The organism is Allobosea sp., assembly GCF_017308015.1.
Lineage (GTDB): Bacteria > Pseudomonadota > Alphaproteobacteria > Rhizobiales > Beijerinckiaceae > Allobosea.
The window spans coordinates 99634-120522 of the sequence record NZ_JAFKFW010000006.1 but is presented as its reverse complement, the minus strand read 5'-3'; the positions used below and the strand labels follow the sequence as shown (position 1 = coordinate 120522).

Genomic DNA, 20889 nt, shown 5'->3' with positions numbered 1-20889 from the left:
GAGCCCATCCGAAATCGCTCTGAGCCTCGTAGGCCCAAAAAGCAAAAAGCGCCGGGCGAACCGACGCTTGCATGCTTCTCAAGTCTTGAGATTGTCTGGAGCGGGCGAAGGGATTCGAACCCTCGACCCCAACCTTGGCAAGGTTGTGCTCTACCCCTGAGCTACACCCGCATCCGAGACAGTCGCGCCGTGTTGGCGGCGCGGCCGGGTTATTGCCCCAAAGCGCCGCGAAGCGCAAGCACCCCAGCGAAAGTTTTTTTGCCGCCTTTCACAAAAGCCCGGAATCGCCCCGCCCATCTTGCTGCAGACCCTCTCCCCGGCTAGGCATCGCCAGGCCTGTTCCTGCCGTTCAGGCCCGTGCTTTTTTTATTGTTGCCCAAACTCCGACCGCCCCTGCCGATCGCCTCGCCATGACCGCGCCCGTCACGCCCGACCAGCTCTGTGCCTATCTCACCGAGAAGGGCATCGCCTTCCACCGCACCGACCATCCGGCGGTGTTCACCGTCGCCGAGACGGCGCCGCATCGCGACGACATGGTAGGGCATCACACCAAGAACCTGTTCCTCAAGGACAAGAAAGGACGGATTTTCCTGGTTTCGGCCGAAGCACACGCCCGAATCGATCTCAAGCGCCTGCATGAGCGGATCGGCGCCAGCGGCCGGCTCTCGTTCGGCTCGGCCGAGCTGCTCCACGAGAAGCTCGGCGTCACGCCGGGCTCCGTCACGGCTTTCGCCGTGATCAACGACCGCGTCCGCGACGTCACCATGGTGCTCGACGCCAATCTGATGACCGGCGAGGACGTCAACTTCCACCCCCTGATCAACACGGCAACGCTGCGGATCAGCCGCGACGATCTTGTCGCCTTCTTCCGAAGCACGGGGCATGATCCCCTGATCGTCGATTTGCCCGTCCCGCCCGATGGACAGAACGGTTGAAGCACCCCATCTATGGGCAACTGCGCGGACAGCCGTAAGGCCGGCCTGCGCCTCCAGGATATTTCACGAAGGATAGGCCATGCTGGTCAATGGCGAGGCGGCCGAAGCGAACGGCCTGATCAAGGACACCACGACCCAGGGCTTCCGCCAGGACGTCATCGCCGAATCGATGAATCAGCCTGTGCTGATCGATTTCTGGGCGCCCTGGTGCGGCCCCTGCAAGCAGCTCACCCCCGTCATCGAGAAAGTGGTCAAGGCCGCCGGCGGCAAGGTCAAGCTCGTCAAGATGAACATCGACGAGCACCCGCAGATCCCCGGCCAGCTCGGTATCCAGTCGATTCCCGCCGTGATCGCCTTCAAGCAGGGCCAGCCGATCGACGGCTTCATGGGGGCCCAGCCCGAGGGCCAGATCAAGGCCTTCATCGAACGCCTCGTCGGACCGATGGGCCCGGGCGAAACCGGTGAACTGATCGAAGCCGCGGTAGCCGCCATCGCCGCCGGCGACCCCGCCGGCGCGAGTGAGCTCTATGCGGCCGCGCTCGAGATCGAGCCCGACAATCTTGCCGCCATCGCAGGTCTTGCGCGGTTGCATCTCGACAGCGGCGACATCGAGGGCGCCAAGGGCATTCTCGGCATGGCGCCGCAGGACAAGGCCAACGACCCGGCGATCACAGCTGTCCGCGCCGCAATAGAGCTCGCAGAGCAGGCTGCCTCACTCGGCGATACGGCCGAACTCGAAGCCAAGGTCGCCGCCAACCCCAAGGATCATCAGGCCCGTTTCGATCTGGCGCTGGCGCTCAACGCTCGAGACAGGCGCGATGAAGCGGTCGATCATCTCGTCGCCATCATCAAGGCCGATAGGCAATGGAACGACGATGGCGCGCGCAGGCAGCTCCTCCAGTTCTTCGAAGCCTGGGGCCCGATGGACGAGGCGAGCGTGGCCGGGCGCCGCAAGCTTTCGACCCTGCTGTTCTCCTGACCGGCACAAGGACAAGGCGCGCATGGGCATGAATGCCGTCTACGAGGGAGCCAGGGATTGCCCGGAGGCGATCCCGCTCTTTCCCTTGGGCGGCGCCCTGCTCCTGCCGCGCGGCCAGATGCCGCTCAATATCTTCGAGCCGCGCTATCTCGCGATGATCGACGATGCGCTGAAGGGCGAACGCGTCATCGGCATCATCCAGCCCGAGCCTGAAACCGGCCGGCAGCCCGAGATTCCGCCGCTGCTCAAGGTCGGCTGCCTCGGCCGCATCACGCAATTCGCCGAGACCGGCGACGGCCGCTACATCATCACGCTCACCGGCATCAGCCGCTTCCGCCTGCTCGATGAATTGACGGTGACGACGCCCTATCGCCAGGGTCGCGTTGGCTATGACAGCTTCGCAGCCGATTTCGTCGCCCGCACCGGCGAGGAAGAGGTGGACCGCAAGGGCCTGCTCAAGGCGCTCCGCGACTTCGCCAAGGCCAACGACCTCAAGATCGACTGGAAGGGCGTCAACGAGGCGCCGAACGAGGCACTGGTCAATGCGCTCTCGATGATGTGCCCGTTCGGGCCGCGCGAGAAGCAGGCGCTGCTGGAAGCACAGACGCTGAAGGATCGAGCAGAAGTGCTGGTCGCGATCACGGAGATCGAACTCGCCCGCGGCGGCGGCGACCCGGATACGACACTGCAGTGATCCCCGCGACGCCGCCTGCCGAAGCGCCACCTGCCGTCTGGCCGCCCCGCCGCGCGGTCACCGCCTGGCTGTTTTTCGACTGGTCGACCCAGCCCTTCTTCACGCTGATCACCACCTTCGTCTTTGCGCCCTTCTTCGCCTCGGCACTGGCGAAGGACGCAGCCGAAGGCCAGGCGCTCTGGGGCTATGCGACAGGCTTTGCCGGCCTGTGCATCGCCCTGCTCTCCCCTCTGCTCGGCGGCATCGCGGACCGGACCGGGCCGCGCAAGCCCTGGATCGCTGCCTTCGGCGCGCTCTTGGTCATCGGCTCCGCCATGCTCTGGTTCGCCGTGCCGGGCTCGGCTACGGCGGTACCGATCGCGCTCGCCGGCTTCGTCATCGCGACTGTTGGCGCCGAATTCGCCACCACCTTCAACAATGCGATGATGACGCGGCTGGTGCCGCCGGAGCGGCTCGGGTGGCTCTCGGGCACCGGCTGGGCCATTGGCTATCTCGGGGGGCTTCTCGCACTCGCGATCACGCTGGGGCTGCTGGCAGCCGATCCGCGAACCGGCAAGACGCTCGCCGGCATTGCACCGATCCTCGGTCTCGACGCCGCTGCGGGTGAGGGAGACCGCTTTTCCGGTCCGCTGACTGCACTCTGGTTCATCGTTTTCGTGACACCGATGTTCCTGCTCACCCCGGATTCCGGCAGGACGGGCCTGAGCCTCGCGGAAGCGGCCAGGGGTGGCGTCGGACGGCTGAAGGACACGCTGGCAGAATTGCCGAGGCTACCCGCGCTTGGCCGCTTCCTGCTCGCCAACATGATCTACCAAGATGCGCTGGTCGCGCTCTTCGCTTTCGGCGGCATCTATGCGGCCGGCGTCTTCGGCTGGCAGACCATCGAGCTCGGCATCTTCGGCATCCTGCTCACGGTTACCGGCACGCTGGGCGCCTGGGCCGGCGGCAAGCTCGACGATGCCATTGGCGGCAAACCTGTCGTGCTCGGCGCGATCGCCTGCCTGCTCTTCGCCTGCCTCGGCATCCTCTCGCTGAGCGCCGACCATATCCTGTTCGTGATTCCGGCTGCCCCGCCCACCCCCGGTGACGGCCTTTTCGCTTCGCTGCCAGAGCGGATCTACCTGGGCCTTGGCCTGCTGATCGGTCTGGTGGCAGGGCCGATGCAGGCGGCTTCGCGCAGCCTGATGGCACGACTGGCGCCCGCGGGACGTATCGGCGAATTCTTCGGGCTGTTCGCCTTATCGGGAAAGGTAACATCCTTCCTGGGGCCGACGCTGGTCGCGCTGGCGACGAGCGTCTTCGCCAGCCAGCGCGCGGGCCTCGCCGTGCTGATCGTCTTCTTCCTGGCGGGGGCGGCGCTGCTGGCGGGCGTGAAGACCACCCGTAAATACTAGGGTGTCATCCCGCACATGCTGCGGCCCGGCAGCGATGCTGCGCAGATGCGGGGCCGCGCGACGAGAAGGCGCCTTTCAAGCGAAAGGGCGCCCCTGCATGAGAAGGCGCCCTTAGCGGAAAACGGTCCCGTGTCTGCGCAGCGGCATTCACATGCCGCAGCGTGCACGGGAAGACACCCTTCAAAAAGCGTGCTTCACCGGACCAGGATGTTCCGGAACTGCCAGGGATCACTGGTATCGATATCCTCCGGGAACAGCCCCGGGCGGCCGTCGAGCGGCGTCCAGTCGGTATAGTAGCCCTTCACCGGCCCCAGATAAGGCCGCTGGATCTCGAGGCAGCGATCGAAATCGAGCTCCTCGACCTCGACGATCCCCGCCCGCGGGTTCTCCAGCGCCCAGACCATCCCGGCGAGCACGGAAGAAGTCACCTGCAGGCCGGTCGCAGTCTGATAGGGTGCGAGCGAACGTGCCTCCTCGGTCGAGAGCTGCGAGCCGAACCAGTACGCACCCTTGTCATGGCCGTAGAGCAGAACGCCGAGTTCGTCGATGCCGTCGACGACCTCCTTCTCCTCCAGGATATGGTGCTCTTCCTGCGGCTGGCCCGCATTGCCGAACATCTCGTGCAACGAGAGCACGGCATCGTTCGCAGGATGGTAGGCGTAATGGCAGGTCGGCCGGTAGACGGCCTTTCCGGTCTCGTCGCGCACGGTGAAGTAATCCGCAATGGAGATCGACTCGTTATGCGTGACCAGGAAGCCGTACTGCGCGCCCGGCGTCGGGCACCAGCTCCGGACCTTGGTCTCGGCGCCCGCCTGCATCAGATAAATCGCCGCCTGCGAGCCGGTCTGGTGGCCATGGGCATTCGCCGGCATCCACTTCTCGTGCGTACCCCAGCCCAGTTCAGCCGGCTGCACGGCTTCGGCGATGAAACCCTCGACCGACCAGGTGTTGACGAAGACGCCCGGCGGCTTGGGGTTCTTCGAGCGTTGCGTGTCGCGCTCGGCGATGTGGATGCCCTTGACGCCGACGCGCTGCATCAGGGCCGCCCATTCCTCGCGAGTCTGCGGCTGCGTCGCGTTGAGACGCATATCGGCAGCGAGGTTCGTCAGCGCCCGCTTCACCAGCGAGGAGACCATGCCGGGATTGGCGCCGCAGCAGGAGACCGCCGTCGGCGTGCCGGCCGGGCGCGCCCGCTTGGCCGCTAGCGTCATCTCGCGCAGCGCATAGTTCGAGCGTTCCGCGGGACCCTTGCTCTCGTCGAAATAGAAGCCGAGCCAGGGTTCGTTGACCGTGTCGATATAGAGCGCGCCAAGGCTGGAGGCGAACTCCATCAGATCGCGCGAGCCGGTATCGCAGGACAGATTCACGCAGAAGCCCTGGCCGCCGCCGGCGGTCAGCAGCGGCTCCAGGATTTCCTTGTAGTTGGCGGGCGTCAACGCTTCCTGGATGAAGCGGATGCCGCGCTCGTCGAGCAGGTGACGGTTGGAATCATCGGGAGCAATGACGACGAAGCGGCTCTTGTCGAACTTGAAGTGCCGTTCGAGCAGCGGCAGCGTACCGCGGCCGATCGAGCCGAAGCCGATCATCACGATCGGGCCGGTGATCTCGCCGTAGACGGGCCAATTCGTCATTCTCTGTAACTCCTGGGTTCCGGGGGTAAAAAGTCGAAAGGGTCGTATGAGCGCGAAATCGCGCCGTCAATCGCCTGGGACGCCTCCCATGCGGGTGTGCGCATGGAAAGTGTCCGGCGATGACGGCGCGATGACGATGGTTCTGAAGCGTCAGGCGGCCTGCGCCACCTCGTCCACTTCGAAGCCCACGGGGAGGACTGCGCCTGCGGCAGCGAGCACACCACTTGCCCCGTCGAGCGCACCCTCGCGCAATTCGATCGCGAGAAAGCGCTCGCGCTCGACCGGGCCGGGCATGGCGAGATCGCGCGTCAGCGCCGGATCGAAGCCGAACCGGGCATAGTAGGGCGCATCACCAACCAGAATCACGGCGCCATGCCCGCGGCAGGCCGCGCGCCAGAGCGCCTCGCGCATCATCGCCTTGCCAAGCCCCGCGCCCTGCAGTTCGGGCTTGACCGCGAGCGGACCGAGCAGCAGCGCCGGGACGCCATTGGCTTCGACATGCCAGAGGCGGACGGTCGCCAGCAGTTCGCCATCGCGCTCGGCGGTGAGCGCCAGACCCTTGGCCGGCAGGCGGCCCTCGCGCAGGCGCTCGCTCGACTTGGCGGTGCGGCGCTCGCCGAGGCAACGGTCGAGCAGCGCCTCGCGGCCGGGAATGTCGTGGGCGATCTCGTCGCGGATCGTGATCATGACGCACCTCCTGCCGGAGCGCCTGCGCTCACGCAGACCTTCCCGGCGCCGCGCGAACGCGGCCACAAGCAGATTGGGTTGTGTGGAAGGGGGTCCGGCGGGAGCCACGTCCATACCTCCATTCTGGAGGCACGAACGCTCCACCCGACGGACGTCGGACAGCCTGCCATGCGACAGGGCGCTTCGCCGGACCCGATTGAACAGGGAGGGCCTGCCGGCCCTCCGCGTCAGATGACGTACTGCTTCAGCGGCGGGAAGCCGTTGAAGGCGACGGCCGAATAGGTCGTCGTATAGGCGCCGGTGCCCTCGATCAGCACCTTGTCGCCGATCTCCAGCGAGAGGGGCAACATGTACGGGGTCTTCTCGTACATGACGTCGACCGAGTCGCAGGTCGGGCCGGCGAGCACGGACGGGACGGTCACATCGCCATCGCGCGTCGTGCGGATGGGGTAGCGGATCGCCTCGTCCATGGTCTCGGCGAGACCGTTGAACTTGCCGATATCGAGATAGACCCAGCGGACCTCGTCCGTTTCGGCCTTCTTCGAGATCAGCACGACCTCGGCCTCGATCAGGCCGGCCTCGCCGACCATGCCGCGGCCCGGCTCGATGATCGTCTCGGGGAGCTGGTTGCCAAAATGCTTCGACAGCGCCCGGAAGATCGCGTCGCCATAGGACGGGACGCCCGGAATCGGCTTCAGGTAGCGCGCCGGGAAACCACCGCCGAGGTTGACCATCGACAGGCAGATGCCGCGGGTGGCGCATTCCTTGAAGATCGCCGAGGCCGAGGCCAGGGCCGAATCCCAAGCGTTCACGTTCGCCTGCTGCGAGCCGACATGGAACGAGATGCCATAGGCCAGCAGGCCCAGGCGATGGCCGTGCTCGAGCACGTCCGCGGCCATTTCGGGCACGCAGCCGAACTTGCGCGAAAGCGGCCAGTCGGCGCCGGCACCGTCGCACAGGATGCGGCAGAAAATGCGCGCGTCCTTCGTGCCGGTCTTGTCCGCCGAGCGGGCGACCTTCTCGACCTCGGCCGTGCAGTCGACGGCGAACAGGCGCACGCCGAGCTCCATCGCACGCACGACGTCGCGCTCCTTCTTGATGGTGTTGCCGAAGGAGATACGGTCCGCCGTCGCGCCGGCCGCGAGCGCGAGCTCGATCTCGACGACTGAAGCGCAGTCGAAGCAGGAGCCGAGCTTGGCCAGCAGGGCAAGCACCTCCGTCGCCGGGTTCGCCTTCACCGCGTAGAAGACGCGGGTGTCCGGCAAAGCGCGGGCGAAGGCATGATAGTTCTCGCGCACGACATCGGTGTCGATGACGACGCAGGGCCCGTCTTCACGGCGGGCACGAAGAAACTCACGGATGCGCTCGGTCATCGGCGCGACTCCCCTACGACGCAAGCGGCGTCGGTGCGATGCATCGCCGGAAGAGTCGTCGCATTCGCGAGGCGCTGTGGAGACGCTTGCGACAGCGGACGAACCGTCCGGACCCGAAACACCGTTCGATTGGGGAAGCCCCCGCACGGCCGGCAATGAAGGACAAGCCTCTTCGGTGCCGGCCTGTGGAAAGCCGGCGAGACCAAAAAAGCCCGCTCCGTCGTTGCTTTAAGCTGCGTCCCCCGTGGAGATGCGGGGTTCGCCGGTTTCGCCTCCGGCTGCCGGTCGTTGTCGGGGAACAATCTCCTTGCGGAGACTGGGAGGCGTGATTCGAGGGATGTCCATCCCCTCCATCCGTCCTCCAACCCCTGGCGGCTGTCCGGCCTCTTGTCCGGATGCCCACCGACCAGCACGCGGCCACAGGCACGTGCGAATTGGGTGAACGCGATATACGGATGACGAATCCGGATCACAAGTGTTTTGTGCACCCGGAGCCGCATTTTTTTGCAAGGCCGATCCACGCCCGACCGTGAACGGGTCAGCGGCGAAAGATCATGCGCCGGCTAGGATTTAGTCGCGTTTCTCGCAGAAGCGGATTCTGTTGCCGAACGGGTCGGGCACTTCGAGAGTCCGGCCGCCGGGCCCGTCCTCCTCGATGCCCGGCCTGGAATACGCATAACGCTTGCCGATCAGCTCCCCATGAAAGAAATCCACACCTTCCATCCAGACGAAGACGGTCGAGCCAGGGCTGGCATCGCCGTGATGCTCGGAGAGGTGGAGCTGCAAGCCGGAGCGCGACACCTGCATGTAAAGTGGCATGTTCGGCCCGAAGCGGTGATCCCAATCCAGCGTGAAGCCAAGAAAGTCGAGATAGAATTCCTTCGCCTTCGCCTCGTCGAAAATCCGCAGGATCGGAATCCCCATCTGGAGCAGCACCGCCTCTGCCGGCTTATCGGGCGCAGTCTCACCGATCTTTGCCGCCAGCACGTTCCAGTCGTCGCAGCCGAACTGGCGCGCGACGATTTCCAGGGTTTCGGAGTGTGAAAGCGGAACCTGCTTCGCGGCCATGGCCTCGCGCAGGCTCCTCGCCATCAGCTTCGCATCGCGAAAGCTACGCATCATCGAGATCCTTTTCGCTGCGGACGGCTGGGATCGGGGCTCGCCTTGCCGATATCCGTCCACGAGTCGAATCGGGATCAGGACAGGGACTTCAGGGATGCATTCACCTTGCCTTTGAGCGGCGCGAGCGGCTGGCCGCATCCGGCCGACCGCGAAGGTCGCGGCATCTTCATCTCCTGTCAAGGCGGGATGCCATACGCATGCCCTAGACCAGCCCCATTTCATGGCCTTAAGTCTCGGCGCCGCCTATTTCGCAAAGCCGAGGCGACGGGGAAGACGGACCACGCATGACCACGACAGACCGCCGCCGCGTCCTGGGCGGACTCTCAGCCGCGCTCTGCCTCTCGGTGGCGCCTTCCGCCCTCCTGGCCCAGCAGCCCCAGCCTCAGCCGCAGGGTCCGCAGCCGCCACCGCCCCCTCAGAACGCCGCGCCTCAGCCCCGCTTCGGCTTTGAGGACGTGCGCCGCCGCGCCCGCGAGATCGCGGCCGTTCCCTATGAGCCGATCGCGCCCCTGCCGGAAGCGCTGGCCAAGCTCGACTACGATTCCTGGCGCGACATCCGGTTCCGCCCCGACCGGGCATTGCTGCAGCAGAACGGCTCGCCCTTCCGCATGCAGATGTTCCATCCGGGCTTCCTCTTCACCCGCCCGGTCACGGTGAATGTCGTGCGCGACGGCGTGCCGATGCCGGTGCCCTACGCAGCGAACCTGTTCGACTACGGCAAGGTCAAGTTCGACAAGCCGCTGCCGGTCAATCTCGGCTTCGCCGGCTTCCGGCTGCATTATCCGCTGAATGATCCGCGCGTCTTCGACGAGCTGATCTCCTTCATCGGCGCAAGCTATTTCCGCGTGCTCGGCCGCGGCCAGCGTTACGGCCTCTCGGCCCGCGGCCTTTCGATCGGCGCCGGCACGGCCGCCGAGGAGTTTCCGGTCTTCCGCGAGTTCTGGGTCGAGGCGCCCGCGTCCGGCGCCGAACGCATCGTCATCCACACCCTGCTCGATTCCCCTGCCGTGACCGGCGCCTACCGCTTCACCATCTATCCCGATCTCGACACTGTCATGGAGGTCGCGGCGACACTCTATCCGCGCGCGCCGATCGAGAAGCTCGGCCTCGCGCCGCTGACCTCGATGTTCTTCACCGGCGAGAACGATCGTCGCTTCTTCGACGATTTCCGCAGCGAATTGCACGATTCGGACGGGCTGATGATCCATTCGGGCAGTGGCGAATGGATCTGGCGCCCGCTGCGCAATCCGCGGCAGCAGGCCGTCTCCTCATTCGTCGAGCGCAACATTCGCGGCTTCGGCCTGATGCAGCGCGATCGCACCTTCGAGCACTACCAGGATCTCGACCTCGCCTATGAACTGCGGCCCTCCTACTGGATCGAGCCGCAGGGCGATTGGGGAGAGGGCGTCGTCGAGCTGATCGAGATGCCGACGACCGATGAGACCAACGACAACATCGTCGCGCTCTGGGCCCCGAAGACGCCGCTTGAGCCGGGCAAGGAATTCTCCTTCGGTTACAAGTTGATCGCGATGCTCGATTCCGGCGACCTGCATCCGGGCGGGCGCGTGGTCAACACCTACCAGGCCAAGCCCAAGGCGCTGGGCTCGGGCGAGCCGGTCACCGAGGGCTCGCGCCGCTTCATCATCGATTTCGCCGGCGGCGATCTCGACTACCACCTGAAGCAGCCGGACAAGGTCGAGATCGTGCCCTCGATCGCCTATGGCCGGATCGACCGCGCCTTCATCGTCCCGAACCGCAAGACGGACGGCTTCCGCGCCTTCATCGATGTCGTGGTCGAGCCCGGCCAGCTCGCCGAGATGCGCGCTTTCCTGCGGAGCGGCGGCAAGACGCTGACCGAAACCTGGACCTACCCCTGGCGCGCCGAAGCGCAGGGGTAACTGAAAAAGGGCGACCTGAAGGAGCCTGCGCCATGGACGTCGTCGAGAAACCCGAACAGAATCGCTTCGAACTCACGCTCGACGGCGGCACCGCGCTCGTCGCTTATCGCCGCGAGGGCGAGCGCCTGGTGCTGGTGCATACCGAGGTACCCGCGCAATTCGCCGGGCAGGGCGTCGGCTCAAAACTGGCGAAGGGCGTCTTCGAGCTGCTCCGGGCGAGCAGGCGCAAGGCCGTGGTGCGCTGCGAGTTTCTCAGGGGTTGGCTCGCGAAACACCCTGAATATAACGATGTCGTCGATGGCTGAGCCGGACAGTCAGGACGCCTTGCGACCGCCCCGACGCGCCGGCTGCTTTTTGCGACCGTAGAGCTCCAGGCGATGGCGGACGAGCTCATAGCCGAGTTCCGCTGCGATCCGTCGCTGCAATTCCTCGATCGCATCCGAGGAGAACTCGATCACTTCGCCCGAATCGATGTCGATCAGGTGGTCGTGATGTTCCTGATCGGCATGCTCGTAGCGTGAAATCCCGTCCTCGAAGGCATGACGCTCGATCGCACCCTGCGATTCCAGCACCTTCATCGTTCGGTAGACGGTCGACAGCGACAGCGTCGGATCATGTGCGAAGGCGCGGGTGAAGATACCCTTCGCATCGGGATGGTCGTCGGCTTCGGCCAGCACGCGCAGGATCAGCCGTCGCTGCTGCGTCATGCGCAGCCCGGCTCCCTTCAACTGGCTCTCGAAAACGGCAATGCGCCGGTCGGTTTCGGTCATGCCTTGCCATAGCAATGCCGACCGCCAATTGCAAAAAGGAGCGGTATAAGAATGATTCTCATTTGCATAATTTGACGCAAATGCCTTTCGACAGCATCAGCCGAGTATCAACAAATCTTCCGCTCGGTCGGGCGCATGCGGTTCCTAAGCAGTTTCCCTACCCTTTCAGGTCAGCCGCGATTCCGGCGACGAGTTCATAGGACCGCTTGCGCTTCTCGTGGTCGAAGATCGGCGCCGTGATCATGATCTCGTCCGCCTGTGTCTCCCGCAAGAAGGCTCCGAGCGTCCGTTTCAGCGTTTCCGGCGAGCCGATGAAGGCATAGCGCAGCATTCCCGAGACATGCGCCTTCTCGGCCGGCGACCAGTATTGCTCGATATCGTCGATCGGCGGCTGCAGCTTGCCCCGTGCGCCGCGGACCATGCCGACGAAACGCTGCTGCAGCGAGGTCGCGAGATGGCGCGCCTCCTCGTCCGTCTCGGCCGCCACGACATTGATGCCCGGCATCGCACGGGGTGCCGCGAGCTGCTCGGACGGCTTGAAGCGCTCGCGATAAACGGCGAGCGCCTGCATAAGCGCATCCGGCGCAAAATGCGAAGCGAAGCTGTAGGGCAGTCCGAGCTCGGCTGCGAGCTGCGCGCCGAACAGGCTCGAACCGAGAATCCAGAGCGGCACATTCAGCCCCTCGCCCGGCACGGCGCGAATCGCCTGGTTCGGCCCGGCCGGCGCGAACAGCGCCTGCAATTCGAGCACATCCTGGGGGAAGCTGTCCGATGACATCGGGCTGCGGCGCAACGCCCGGAGCGTGAGCTGGTCGGTGCCCGGCGCGCGGCCGAGGCCGAGATCGATCCTTCCCGGGAAGAGCGCTTCCAGCGTGCCGAACTGCTCCGCGATGACGAGCGGGGCGTGGTTCGGCAGCATGATGCCGCCGGCACCGACCCGGATCGTGCTGGTCGCCGCCGCCAGCTGACCGATGACCACCGAGGTCGCCGCGCTGGCGATGCCGACCATGTTGTGATGCTCGGCCACCCAGTAGCGAGTGTAGCCGAGCCGCTCGGCATGGCGGATCAGGTCGGTGGATTTCAGCAGCGCCTCGCGCGGCCCCTCCCCTTCGACGACGGGAACGAGATCGAGGACGGAGATCGCGACCATGACGGGCCCTGCTGGTTGAAGCATTTTCAGGCGAAGCGGAAACCGATTCGCTTGAAAAAATGCGATAAAACAAAGACCTAGAGCAATCCGAAGTTCGAATAACTGCCGGGTTTCTCCAGCGCCGGAGCAACCCGGCGGGACGACGTAGCTTCACCAGATGGGAAGGCTGCGCCTTTCGATCCAGAGGGCGGCCGGCTTCGTCATGGCGCGCCTGCGCTGGCGTTCTGGCGGAACGGGCTTCGCCCTGCCGCGTTGTTCAGAGGAGCCAGCCAATGCCGGAGGAATCCATCATGACCGCCACAGCCAATCCCGCCAGGGAAAGCCTGCGCAAGGAACAGAAGGAACAGCGCAAGGCCGCGCGCGAGCAAGGCAAGGACGCCGAACTCAACAGTGCACTGAAGGATACTTTCCCCGCAAGCGATCCCGTCGCGACCCAGACGCCGATCAAGCCCGGCGCCAAGGCCAAGAAGGCCTGAGGCTCAGTCGCGCTGGTAGAGCAAACGGGCCCGGATCGTGCCGTCGAGCGCGCGGATATCCTTGAGGATGTCGCGCGCCTCGGCGCTGGAGACTCCGTCCGCCTCCATCACGACATAGCCGACCTCGCCATCGGTCTGGTAGTTTTGCGCGGCGATGTTGACCTGCCGGCTGGCAAAGACGTCGTTCAAACGCCGCAGCATGCCCGGCACGTTGCGCTGGACATGGATGAAGCGCGTGCCGATGGCACGCGCCGGCAACTGCACCTGCGGGAAATTGACCGCACCCACGGTCGAGCCGACATCGGAATAATCGACGAGCTTGCGCGCGACTTCCGCCCCGATGCGCTCCTGCGCCTCTTCGGTCGACCCACCGATATGCGGCGTCAGGATCACGTTGGAGAGGCCCTGCAACGGCGTGACGAAGCGTTCGGCATTGGAGGCCGGCTCGACCGGGAAGACGTCGACGGCTGCGCCTGCGAGATGGCCGCTCTTCAATGCGGCTGCCACTGCGTCGAGATCGACGACGGTGCCGCGCGAATTGTTGATGAGATAGGCGCCCTTCTTCATCGCCGCGATCTGCGCCGCTCCGATCATGCCGGCCGTCTGCGCCGTCTCCGGCACATGCAGCGAGATCACATCGGCCGCGCCGAGCAGCACGTCGAGGCTGACCGTCGGCTCGGTATTGCCATGCCGCAGGCGGTCGGTGTGATCGTAATAGATCACGCGCATGCCCATCGCTTCGGCCAATGTCGAGAGCTGGCTGCCGATATTGCCGTAGCCGACGATGCCGAGCGTCTTACCGCGCACTTCGAAGGAGCCGTTGGCCGACTTGTCCCAGCCACCCTGATGCGCGTCGCGCGAGCGGTCCGGGATGCGCCGGAGCAGCATGACGATCTCACCGATGGTCAGTTCGGCTACGCTGCGCGTGTTCGAGAAGGGCGCGTTGAATACCGGCACGCCGCGCAGTCGCGCCGCGTCGAGATCCACCTGGTTGGTTCCCACCGAGAAACAACCGACGGCGAAGAGCCGGTCGGCCCGTGCAAAGATCTCCGGCGTGAGCTGGGTGCGTGAACGGATGCCGAGCACATGCATCCCCTGGATTGCCTTCAGCAGCGCCTCGCGGTCGAGCGCCTTCGGCAGCCGTTCGAGGTTGCTGTAACCGGCCTGCTGCAGCAGTTCGACGGCGGAATCGTTGATACCTTCCAGCAGCAGAACCTTGATGCGGTCCTTCGGAAGGGAAAGGCGTTCGCTGGGGCTGGTCATGACGCTGCGCTCGTGGAGGAGCGGTTGCTATAGTCCCCGCAGCGCGGCAGGCCAACGCCTCGGACGCAACGCTGTCGCTAAAATCGTCGCGGCCGATGCAAAAATCTCATGGCTGGCTTTCAGGCCTTCTCGACGACCAGCGTCGAGCCCTCGACCCGCACCACCTTGATCTCTGTACCGGCCAGCAGCTCCGGACCGACGACCCGCCAGGACGAATCACCAACGCGCACGCGCCCCTCGCCGCCCATCATCGTCGCCTCCAGCCGGAAAACCCGGCCGATGAGCTGGCGGCCTCGATCGTTCAGCCCTGTCGCGGCGTCCGGCTCCTCGCCCCTGCGGCGCGTCAGCAGGCGCCCGGCGAGCACACAGGCTCCGGCAAGCAAGGCGAAGACCAGCATCGCCGCCTGCCAGCCGATGTCGAAGAGGCCGACCACGGCCCCGGTGAGCAGCGCGGCAAGGCCGAGCCAGATCAGGAAGACGCCCGGTGCCAGCATCTCGCCACCGATCAGGACGAGCCCGAGAATGGCCCAGCTCCAGCCACCCAAATTCGTAAACCAGTCGAACACTCCCGCCTCCGATCAGGTGCCGGGGCGGCCCGAAGACGGAACCGAGCCAGCCCCGCCCCGGCGCTGCGCCGTCGCATCCTCGCCGAACACCGCCTTGGTGAGTTGCGCGATGCCGCCGACCGTACCGGCGAGCGAGGCTGCCTCGATCGGCACGATCACGACCTTGCTGTTATGGCTCGAAGCGATTGCTTTCAGCGCGTCGGTATAGCGCTCGGCGATCAGGAAATTGGCGGCCTGGATATCGCCGCGGCTGATCGCCTCCGAAACCATGGCCGTTGCGGTCGCCTCGGCTTGCGCGAGCCTTTCGCGGGCCTCCGCGTCGCGCAGCGCCGATTCCTTGCGCCCCTCGGCGGCAAGGATTTGGGATTGCTTCTGCCCCTCGGCCTTGAGGATCTCGGCTTGACGCAGGCCTTCGGCTTCAAGGATCGCTGCGCGCTTCTCGCGCTCGGCCTTCATCTGCCGGTTCATCGCGCCGGCGATATCAGCCGGCGGCAGGATGTCCCGGATCTCGATGCGCGTGACCTTGACGCCCCAGGGCGAGGCCGCCGCATCCATCACCCGCAGCAGCCGCTCATTGATCTCGTCGCGATGCGACAGGAGCTGGTCGAGATCCATCGAGCCGACGACGGTGCGGATATTGGTCATCGTCAGGACCATCAGCGCATCGTTGAGCGAAGACACCTCGTAGCAGGCCTTGGCCGCGTCGAGCACCTGGAAAAAGGCTGCGGCGTCGATGCGCACGCCGGCATTGTCCTTGGTGATCGCCTCCTGCGAGGGAATGTCGAGCACCTGCTCCATGACATTCACCTTGTGGCCAACGCGGTCGATATAGGGCACGATCAGCCCGAGGCCGGCGCTCAGCGTCCGCGAATAGCGACCAAAGCGCTCGACCGTGTAGTTGAAGCCCTGCGGAACGGTGCGGACGCCGCGCGCGATCGTCAAGATGACCAGCGCCACGATCACGATCACGGCGATGTTGAAGCCCGACAAGTCCATCTCGCCCCCCGCGGCGCCGACACGCCGTCATCCTCATACCGCTCTCAAACTGGCGGTTGCGACGGCCGGATGCAAGCGGAGGTATCGCGGAGCGAGCCGCCCGCAGCGGCTCCCCACTCCGAAACGCGCGTCAGCTCTGTGTCGCGCCCGTGTCGCAACGCGCCAGCATGCGCGAGGCCGCGGTCACGCCCGTGAGTGAGAACGTATAGCTGGTAACGTTGCCCCGCAACGAGCGCGCTTCGAGTGTCATGCTGCTCCCCGCTCGCATCGCCGCGAGCAGCGCCGGCTCGCGTTCCAGCCGCTCGAGCCAGGCATTGCTGCCCTCGGTCAGCATGCGGAAACGGTCGTCACCGATCGTGACGGTGACGACCGAGTTGCGGGCGAAGTCGTAACCGGTCTGGAAGCTCGATTCCGTATCCGATGCCTTGTCACCGGTCTGCACGAAGAAGAAAACCTCGCCATGACGCAAATTCGACGGCTCTTCAGACGAAGGTTTGCTCATAATGAAGCAACGAGACAGATCACCCTTTGCGTAAGTAGCTGCGTTCCAGTCGCCGAACTGACCCAGTGATTTTGGGCTCGCTGCGTGTACGCCGAAGCTACCCGAAATGGTGATGCAGGCGGCCGAAAGCATCGTTTTGAACATGGTCTCATCTCCTTCCATCGCGGCAAACTTGGAAAGGAGAGTGTTACCGAGGCGTAAACATGATCCTAACAATCAGTGCGTCGATCCGGCGCAGGATCACCGCCCGCCAGCCGCTCACCGGTCGCAGGGCCCCTGAAACGACGATACCCGGCACGAGGCCGGGTATCGGAAGCGGTCAGAAGATCGGCGCCTTCAGGCGAACTGGCCGTGGCAGTGCTTGAATTTCTTGCCGGAACCGCACGGACAGGACTCGTTGCGGCCGACCTTGCCCCAGCTCTCGGGATCTTCCGGGTTGCGGTCGAGCACAGCCGTATCGGCATCGGTGGCGGCGAACTGCACGCCCGTGGCGCCATAATCGCCAAAGCCCGAACCCGCGCCGTCCTGCGCCTGCATCGGCGCCTGATCCTCGGGCTGGTCGAAGCGCACCTCGATGCGCGAGAGATGCCCGGTGACTTGCTGGCGCAACAGGCCGATCAGTCCGTCGAACAGCTCGAAGGCCTCCTGCTTGTATTCCTGCAGCGGATCGCGCTGGGCGAGCCCGCGCCACCCGATGACCTGGCGCAGATGGTCGAGCGTGACCAGATGATCGCGCCAGAGATGATCGAGCGACTGCAGCAGCACCTGCTTCTCGACATAGCTCATGACTTCTTCAGTATTGCGCTCGATGCGGCCGGCATAATCCTCGTCGGCGAGCTTGCGGATACGTTCGCGGATTTCGCTGTCGGCGATACCCTCCTCCTTGGCCCAATCCTCGATCGGCAGATCGAGGTTGAGGTGCTGGATCACCTCCTGCTTGAGGCCGGCAGTATCCCACTGCTCGGGATAGGCCTCTTCCGGGATGTGACGGGCGACGACATCCTCGACCACGCCATGGCGCATGTCGTCGATGGTCTCGCGCACGCTCGCCTGACGCATGAAGTCGCGACGCTGCTCGAACACGACCTTGCGCTGGTCGTTCATGACGTCGTCGTACTTCAGGATGTTCTTGCGGATGTCGAAATTGCGCGCCTCGACCTTGCCCTGCGCCTTTTCGACCGCCTTGTTGATCCAGGGGTGGACGATCGCCTCGTCCTCCTTGAGGCCGAGCTTGGTCAACATGCCGTCCATCCGGTCGGAACCGAAGATGCGCATCAGGTCGTCCTGCAGCGACAGGAAGAACTTGGAGCGGCCGGGATCGCCCTGGCGGCCGGCGCGGCCGCGGAGCTGGTTGTCGATGCGCCGGCTCTCGTGGCGCTCCGTGCCGACGATGTAGAGCCCGCCGGACTTGAGCACGCGCTGCTTGAACTCCGCCACCTCGGCGCGGATGGCGGCAGCCCTGGCATCACGCTCCGGGCCTTCCTCCATGCCGGCGAGATCATGGTTGATCCGCATCTCGGCATTGCCGCCGAGCTGGATGTCGGTGCCGCGGCCGGCCATGTTGGTCGCGATGGTGATTGCGCCGGGCACACCGGCCTGAGCGACGATATAGGCTTCCTGCTCGTGGAAGCGGGCGTTCAGCACCGCAAACGCCTTGGTCGTCTTGCCCGCGCGTGCGGCCTCGTAGATCGGCTCCAGTGCCTTGGGATCTGTGAAGTCGAGCAGCTTGTAGCCCGCCTTCTCCAACATCTCGGCGATCAGCTCGGAGCGCTCGATCGAGGTGGTGCCGACAAGGACCGGCTGGCCGTTCTCCTGCGCCGCCTGGATCTCGCGGATGACGCCGCGCACCTTCTCCTCGAAGGTGCGGTAGACCTCGTCATCCTCGTCCTTTCGCGCGACGGGAACGTTGGTCGGGATCTCGACGACCTCGAGCTTGTAGATCTGGAAGAACTCGTCGGCCTCGGTCGCCGCCGTGCCGGTCATGCCGGCGAGCTTGGCATAGAGACGGAAATAGTTCTGGAAGGTGATCGAGGCCAGCGTCGCATTCTCGGGCTGGACGGTGACGTGCTCCTTGGCTTCCAGCGCCTGATGAAGGCCCTCCGAATAGCGCCGGCCCGGCATCATGCGGCCGGTGAACTCGTCGATGATCACGACCTCGTCGCCGCGGACGATATAGTCCTTGTCGCGGGTGAACAGCGTATGCGCGCGCAGCGCCTGATTGACGTGGTGGACCAGCGTGACGTTGTGGGCGTCATAGAGATCGCCCTCGGTCAGGAGGCCGGCCTCGCGCAGCAGTTCCTCGATATGCTCGTTGCCGGCTTCGGTCAGCGCCACCGTGCGCTGCTTTTCGTCGACCTCGTAATCGGCCGGGACGAGGCCGGGCAACACCTTGTCGATCGAGACATAGAGGTCCGACTTGTCGTCGAGCGGGCCGGAGATGATCAGCGGCGTGCGGGCTTCGTCGACCAGGATCGAGTCGACCTCGTCGACGATCGCGAAATGGTGGCCCCGCTGGCTCATCTGCGCGACGTCGTATTTCATGTTGTCGCGGAGGTAGTCGAAGCCGAACTCGTTGTTCGTGCCGTAGGTGATGTCGCAGGCATAGGCGCGCTGGCGCTCCTCGTCGTCGAGGCCGTGCACGATGATGCCGACGGTCAGCCCGAGGAAGTTGTAGAGCCTCGCCATCCACTCGGCGTCGCGCCGGGCCAGGTAGTCGTTGACGGTGACGACATGGACGCCCTTGCCCTCGAGCGCGTTGAGATAGGTCGGCAGCGTCGCGACCAGCGTCTTGCCTTCGCCGGTCTTCATCTCGGCGATAGCGCCTTCGTGCAGCACCATGCCGCCGACGAGCTGGACGTCGTAGGGCCGCTGGCCGAGCACGCGCTTGGCCGCCTCGCGCACCGTGGCGAAGGCCGGCACCAGGAGGTCGTCGAGCTTCTTGCCCTCGGCGATCTGCTTCTTGAACTCCTCGGTGCGCGCCTTCAGCGCCTCGTCGCTCAGCCCCGAGAGCTCTTTCTCCAGGGCGTTGATCGCCGCGACGCGGGGCTGATAGCCCTTGACGCGGCGGTCATTCGACGAGCCGAAGAGTTTCTTTGCGAGCGCGCCAAGCATGTTGGGCCTTTCAGGTGATGCTTTGAGCTTCCTGCCGGCGCGTAGCATCGTCGCGCGCGAGCCGGGAACTCGGGTATTCTCGAAATGCGACCGCGTGTTTAGACGCGTGCGCGGGCAGGGTCCAGCGTGCGTTTCGACCAACAGGCAGTGAAACGGCAAGTGAATTCGGCTCCGGATGTGGGGTTTTTCCGGGCAGCTTCCAAGAGCCGGTGCTTGAGATCATGCGACGCTGCGGCATCGGGACCGGTGCAAAGCTGCGTGATCGGCCGGCGCAATCGCCTGAACCGCCTTGCCTTTGCCGCGTTCATCGGGCAGTGCAGCCGCCAAACCGCCTCGGTTTCCGACGAAAGGCCGTCATTCATGAGCTCAGCCCGTTTCATCGCCGTCCTCGGCTTCGCGCTGCTGGCGGGCCCGGCCTTCGCCCAGGCAGACAAGGTCGTCGCCAAGGTCGACGGCATCGCCATCACCGAGAAGGACATCCAGCTCGCGACCGAGGATCTCGGCGAGCGCCTCGCCCAGCTCCCCGAGGAGCGCAAGCGCGACGAGGTCATCAACTATCTCGTCGACCTCAAGCTTGGCGCCAAGGCCGCGGCCGAGGCCAAGATCGGCGACACCCCCGATTTCGCCGCCCGCCTCGCCTATTACCGCGAGAAGGTGCTCCTCGACGAATACCTGACGCGCGAGGGCAAGAAGGCCGTCACCCCGGAAGCCGCCAAGAAGCTCTTCGATGACACCACCAAGGCGATGGCGCCCGAGGAAGAGGCCCATGCCCGCCACATCCTCGTCGAGGACGAGGCGCAGGCCAAGGCGGCCGTCGAGCGGCTGAAGAAGGGCGAGGATTTCGCCAAGGTTGCGGCCGAACTCTCCAAGGACCCGGGTTCGGGCAAGGAAGGCGGCGATCTCGGGTGGTTCACCAAGGACCGCATGGTGCCGGAATTCGCCGAAGCCGCGTTCAAGCTGAAGAAGGGCGAGGTTTCCGAGCCAGTGAAGAGCCAGTTCGGCTGGCACGTCATCAAGCTCGAGGACAAGCGTTCCAAGCCGCTGCCGGATTTCGCCGCGGTGAAGCCGCAGATCGACCAGTATCTCGAGCGCAAGGCCCAGCAGGACCTCGTCCTCGCCATGCGCGAGAAGGCTAAGGTCGAGCGTCTCGACAAGCCGGCAAGCCCGGCCCCGGATGCCGCCAAGCCGGCCGAGCCGAAGAAGAACTGAGCGTTTCGCTCCGTCTCGCGCGATTTTGGAGGGCGGCCCTTGCGGCCGCCCTTCTTGTTTTCGTCATCGGCCTGCGGCAGAGGGCTTTTGAACGAGATGCGCTGCCCGGCGACGAGGACGATTCGCCGGTTTT

The 20889-nt window shown here is 65.2% G+C and carries 19 protein-coding genes and 1 tRNA gene; 8 read left to right on the top strand and 12 right to left on the bottom strand.

From position 1 onward, the window contains the following. Window positions 1-96: 96 nt before the first annotated feature. Window positions 97-171 (bottom strand) — tRNA-Gly (locus J0I42_RS07375). Between the two features lie 239 nt (window positions 172-410). On the opposite strand from J0I42_RS07375, the gene J0I42_RS07370 reads away from it, so the two are divergent. From J0I42_RS07370 to J0I42_RS07355, 4 genes are all read left to right on the top strand, one after another. Continuing rightward, on the top strand, window positions 411-935 hold the full coding sequence (locus J0I42_RS07370; RefSeq protein WP_291654169.1) for a prolyl-tRNA synthetase associated domain-containing protein: 525 nt from the start codon (window positions 411-413) through the stop codon (window positions 933-935). 79 nt (window positions 936-1014) lie between these two features. Further along, on the top strand, window positions 1015-1914 hold the full coding sequence (trxA, locus tag J0I42_RS07365; protein ID WP_291654168.1) for a thioredoxin: 900 nt from the start codon (window positions 1015-1017) through the stop codon (window positions 1912-1914). A gap of 22 nt (window positions 1915-1936) precedes the next feature. Then, complete coding sequence (locus tag J0I42_RS07360; RefSeq protein ID WP_291654167.1) at window positions 1937-2608, top strand: LON peptidase substrate-binding domain-containing protein; 672 nt, start codon at window positions 1937-1939, stop codon at window positions 2606-2608. Further along, the gene (locus J0I42_RS07355) at window positions 2608-4002 is read left to right on the top strand and encodes an MFS transporter (protein ID WP_291654258.1); all 1395 of its coding nucleotides are present in this window, start codon (window positions 2608-2610) and stop codon (window positions 4000-4002) included. The genes J0I42_RS07360 and J0I42_RS07355 overlap by 1 nt, the downstream gene beginning before the upstream one ends. A gap of 194 nt (window positions 4003-4196) precedes the next feature. Here J0I42_RS07355 and J0I42_RS07350 read toward each other — a convergent pair whose 3' ends face one another. The 4 genes from J0I42_RS07350 to J0I42_RS07335 form a co-directional block, all read right to left on the bottom strand. After that, entirely contained in the window at window positions 4197-5633 is a 1437-nt protein-coding gene (locus J0I42_RS07350) for a homospermidine synthase (RefSeq protein WP_291654166.1), read from the bottom strand. A 150-nt stretch (window positions 5634-5783) separates the two neighbouring features. Next, the gene (locus J0I42_RS07345) at window positions 5784-6320 is read right to left on the bottom strand and encodes a GNAT family N-acetyltransferase (RefSeq protein WP_291654165.1); all 537 of its coding nucleotides are present in this window, start codon (window positions 6318-6320) and stop codon (window positions 5784-5786) included. A 227-nt stretch (window positions 6321-6547) separates the two neighbouring features. Next, the gene (locus J0I42_RS07340; RefSeq protein WP_291654164.1) at window positions 6548-7693 is read right to left on the bottom strand and encodes a type III PLP-dependent enzyme; all 1146 of its coding nucleotides are present in this window, start codon (window positions 7691-7693) and stop codon (window positions 6548-6550) included. A 570-nt stretch (window positions 7694-8263) separates the two neighbouring features. Further along, window positions 8264-8812 carry a glyoxalase superfamily protein gene (locus J0I42_RS07335; protein WP_291654257.1) on the bottom strand — a complete coding sequence of 183 codons (549 nt, stop codon included), beginning with the start codon at window positions 8810-8812 and terminating at the stop codon, window positions 8264-8266. Between the two features lie 287 nt (window positions 8813-9099). On the opposite strand from J0I42_RS07335, the gene J0I42_RS07330 reads away from it, so the two are divergent. Both J0I42_RS07330 and J0I42_RS07325 read left to right on the top strand, forming a co-directional pair. After that, the gene (locus J0I42_RS07330; protein ID WP_291654163.1) at window positions 9100-10713 is read left to right on the top strand and encodes an OpgD/OpgG family glucan biosynthesis protein; all 1614 of its coding nucleotides are present in this window, start codon (window positions 9100-9102) and stop codon (window positions 10711-10713) included. A 32-nt stretch (window positions 10714-10745) separates the two neighbouring features. Continuing rightward, entirely contained in the window at window positions 10746-11018 is a 273-nt protein-coding gene (locus J0I42_RS07325) for a GNAT family N-acetyltransferase (protein ID WP_291654162.1), read from the top strand. Between the two features lie 9 nt (window positions 11019-11027). On the opposite strand, the gene J0I42_RS07320 is transcribed toward J0I42_RS07325, so the two are convergent. Together J0I42_RS07320 and J0I42_RS07315 are read right to left on the bottom strand one after the other, a co-directional pair. After that, a complete protein-coding gene (locus tag J0I42_RS07320; protein ID WP_291654161.1) occupies window positions 11028-11483 on the bottom strand; it encodes a Fur family transcriptional regulator in 456 nt (151 codons plus the stop codon). 157 nt (window positions 11484-11640) lie between these two features. Beyond that, window positions 11641-12633, bottom strand: coding sequence for an LLM class flavin-dependent oxidoreductase (locus tag J0I42_RS07315; RefSeq protein ID WP_291654160.1), 993 nt, complete (start codon window positions 12631-12633; stop codon window positions 11641-11643). A gap of 290 nt (window positions 12634-12923) precedes the next feature. Between J0I42_RS07315 and J0I42_RS07310 the strand changes: the two genes are divergently transcribed. Beyond that, entirely contained in the window at window positions 12924-13109 is a 186-nt protein-coding gene (locus tag J0I42_RS07310) for a hypothetical protein (protein ID WP_291654264.1), read from the top strand. 3 nt (window positions 13110-13112) lie between these two features. Here the strand turns inward: J0I42_RS07310 and serA are convergent, their stop codons facing one another. The 5 genes from serA to secA all read right to left on the bottom strand — a co-directional run bounded on the left by serA (window position 13113) and on the right by secA (window position 19547). Beyond that, on the bottom strand, window positions 13113-14372 hold the full coding sequence (serA, locus tag J0I42_RS07305) for a phosphoglycerate dehydrogenase (RefSeq protein ID WP_291654159.1): 1260 nt from the start codon (window positions 14370-14372) through the stop codon (window positions 13113-13115). Window positions 14373-14491: 119 nt separating this feature from the next. Then, window positions 14492-14938, bottom strand: coding sequence for an NfeD family protein (locus tag J0I42_RS07300; RefSeq protein ID WP_291654158.1), 447 nt, complete (start codon window positions 14936-14938; stop codon window positions 14492-14494). A gap of 12 nt (window positions 14939-14950) precedes the next feature. Next, window positions 14951-15934, bottom strand: a complete 984-nt coding sequence (locus J0I42_RS07295; protein ID WP_291654157.1) for an SPFH domain-containing protein — start codon at window positions 15932-15934, stop codon at window positions 14951-14953. Window positions 15935-16064: 130 nt separating this feature from the next. After that, window positions 16065-16580 carry an invasion associated locus B family protein gene (locus J0I42_RS07290; RefSeq protein ID WP_291654156.1) on the bottom strand — a complete coding sequence of 172 codons (516 nt, stop codon included), beginning with the start codon at window positions 16578-16580 and terminating at the stop codon, window positions 16065-16067. A gap of 192 nt (window positions 16581-16772) precedes the next feature. Continuing rightward, window positions 16773-19547: a preprotein translocase subunit SecA gene (secA, locus tag J0I42_RS07285; RefSeq protein WP_291654155.1), complete on the bottom strand. Its 2775-nt coding sequence runs from the start codon at window positions 19545-19547 to the stop codon at window positions 16773-16775. Window positions 19548-19907: 360 nt separating this feature from the next. On the opposite strand from secA, the gene J0I42_RS07280 reads away from it, so the two are divergent. Beyond that, window positions 19908-20756 carry a peptidylprolyl isomerase gene (locus tag J0I42_RS07280; RefSeq protein ID WP_291654154.1) on the top strand — a complete coding sequence of 283 codons (849 nt, stop codon included), beginning with the start codon at window positions 19908-19910 and terminating at the stop codon, window positions 20754-20756. Window positions 20757-20889: the final 133 nt, after the last annotated feature.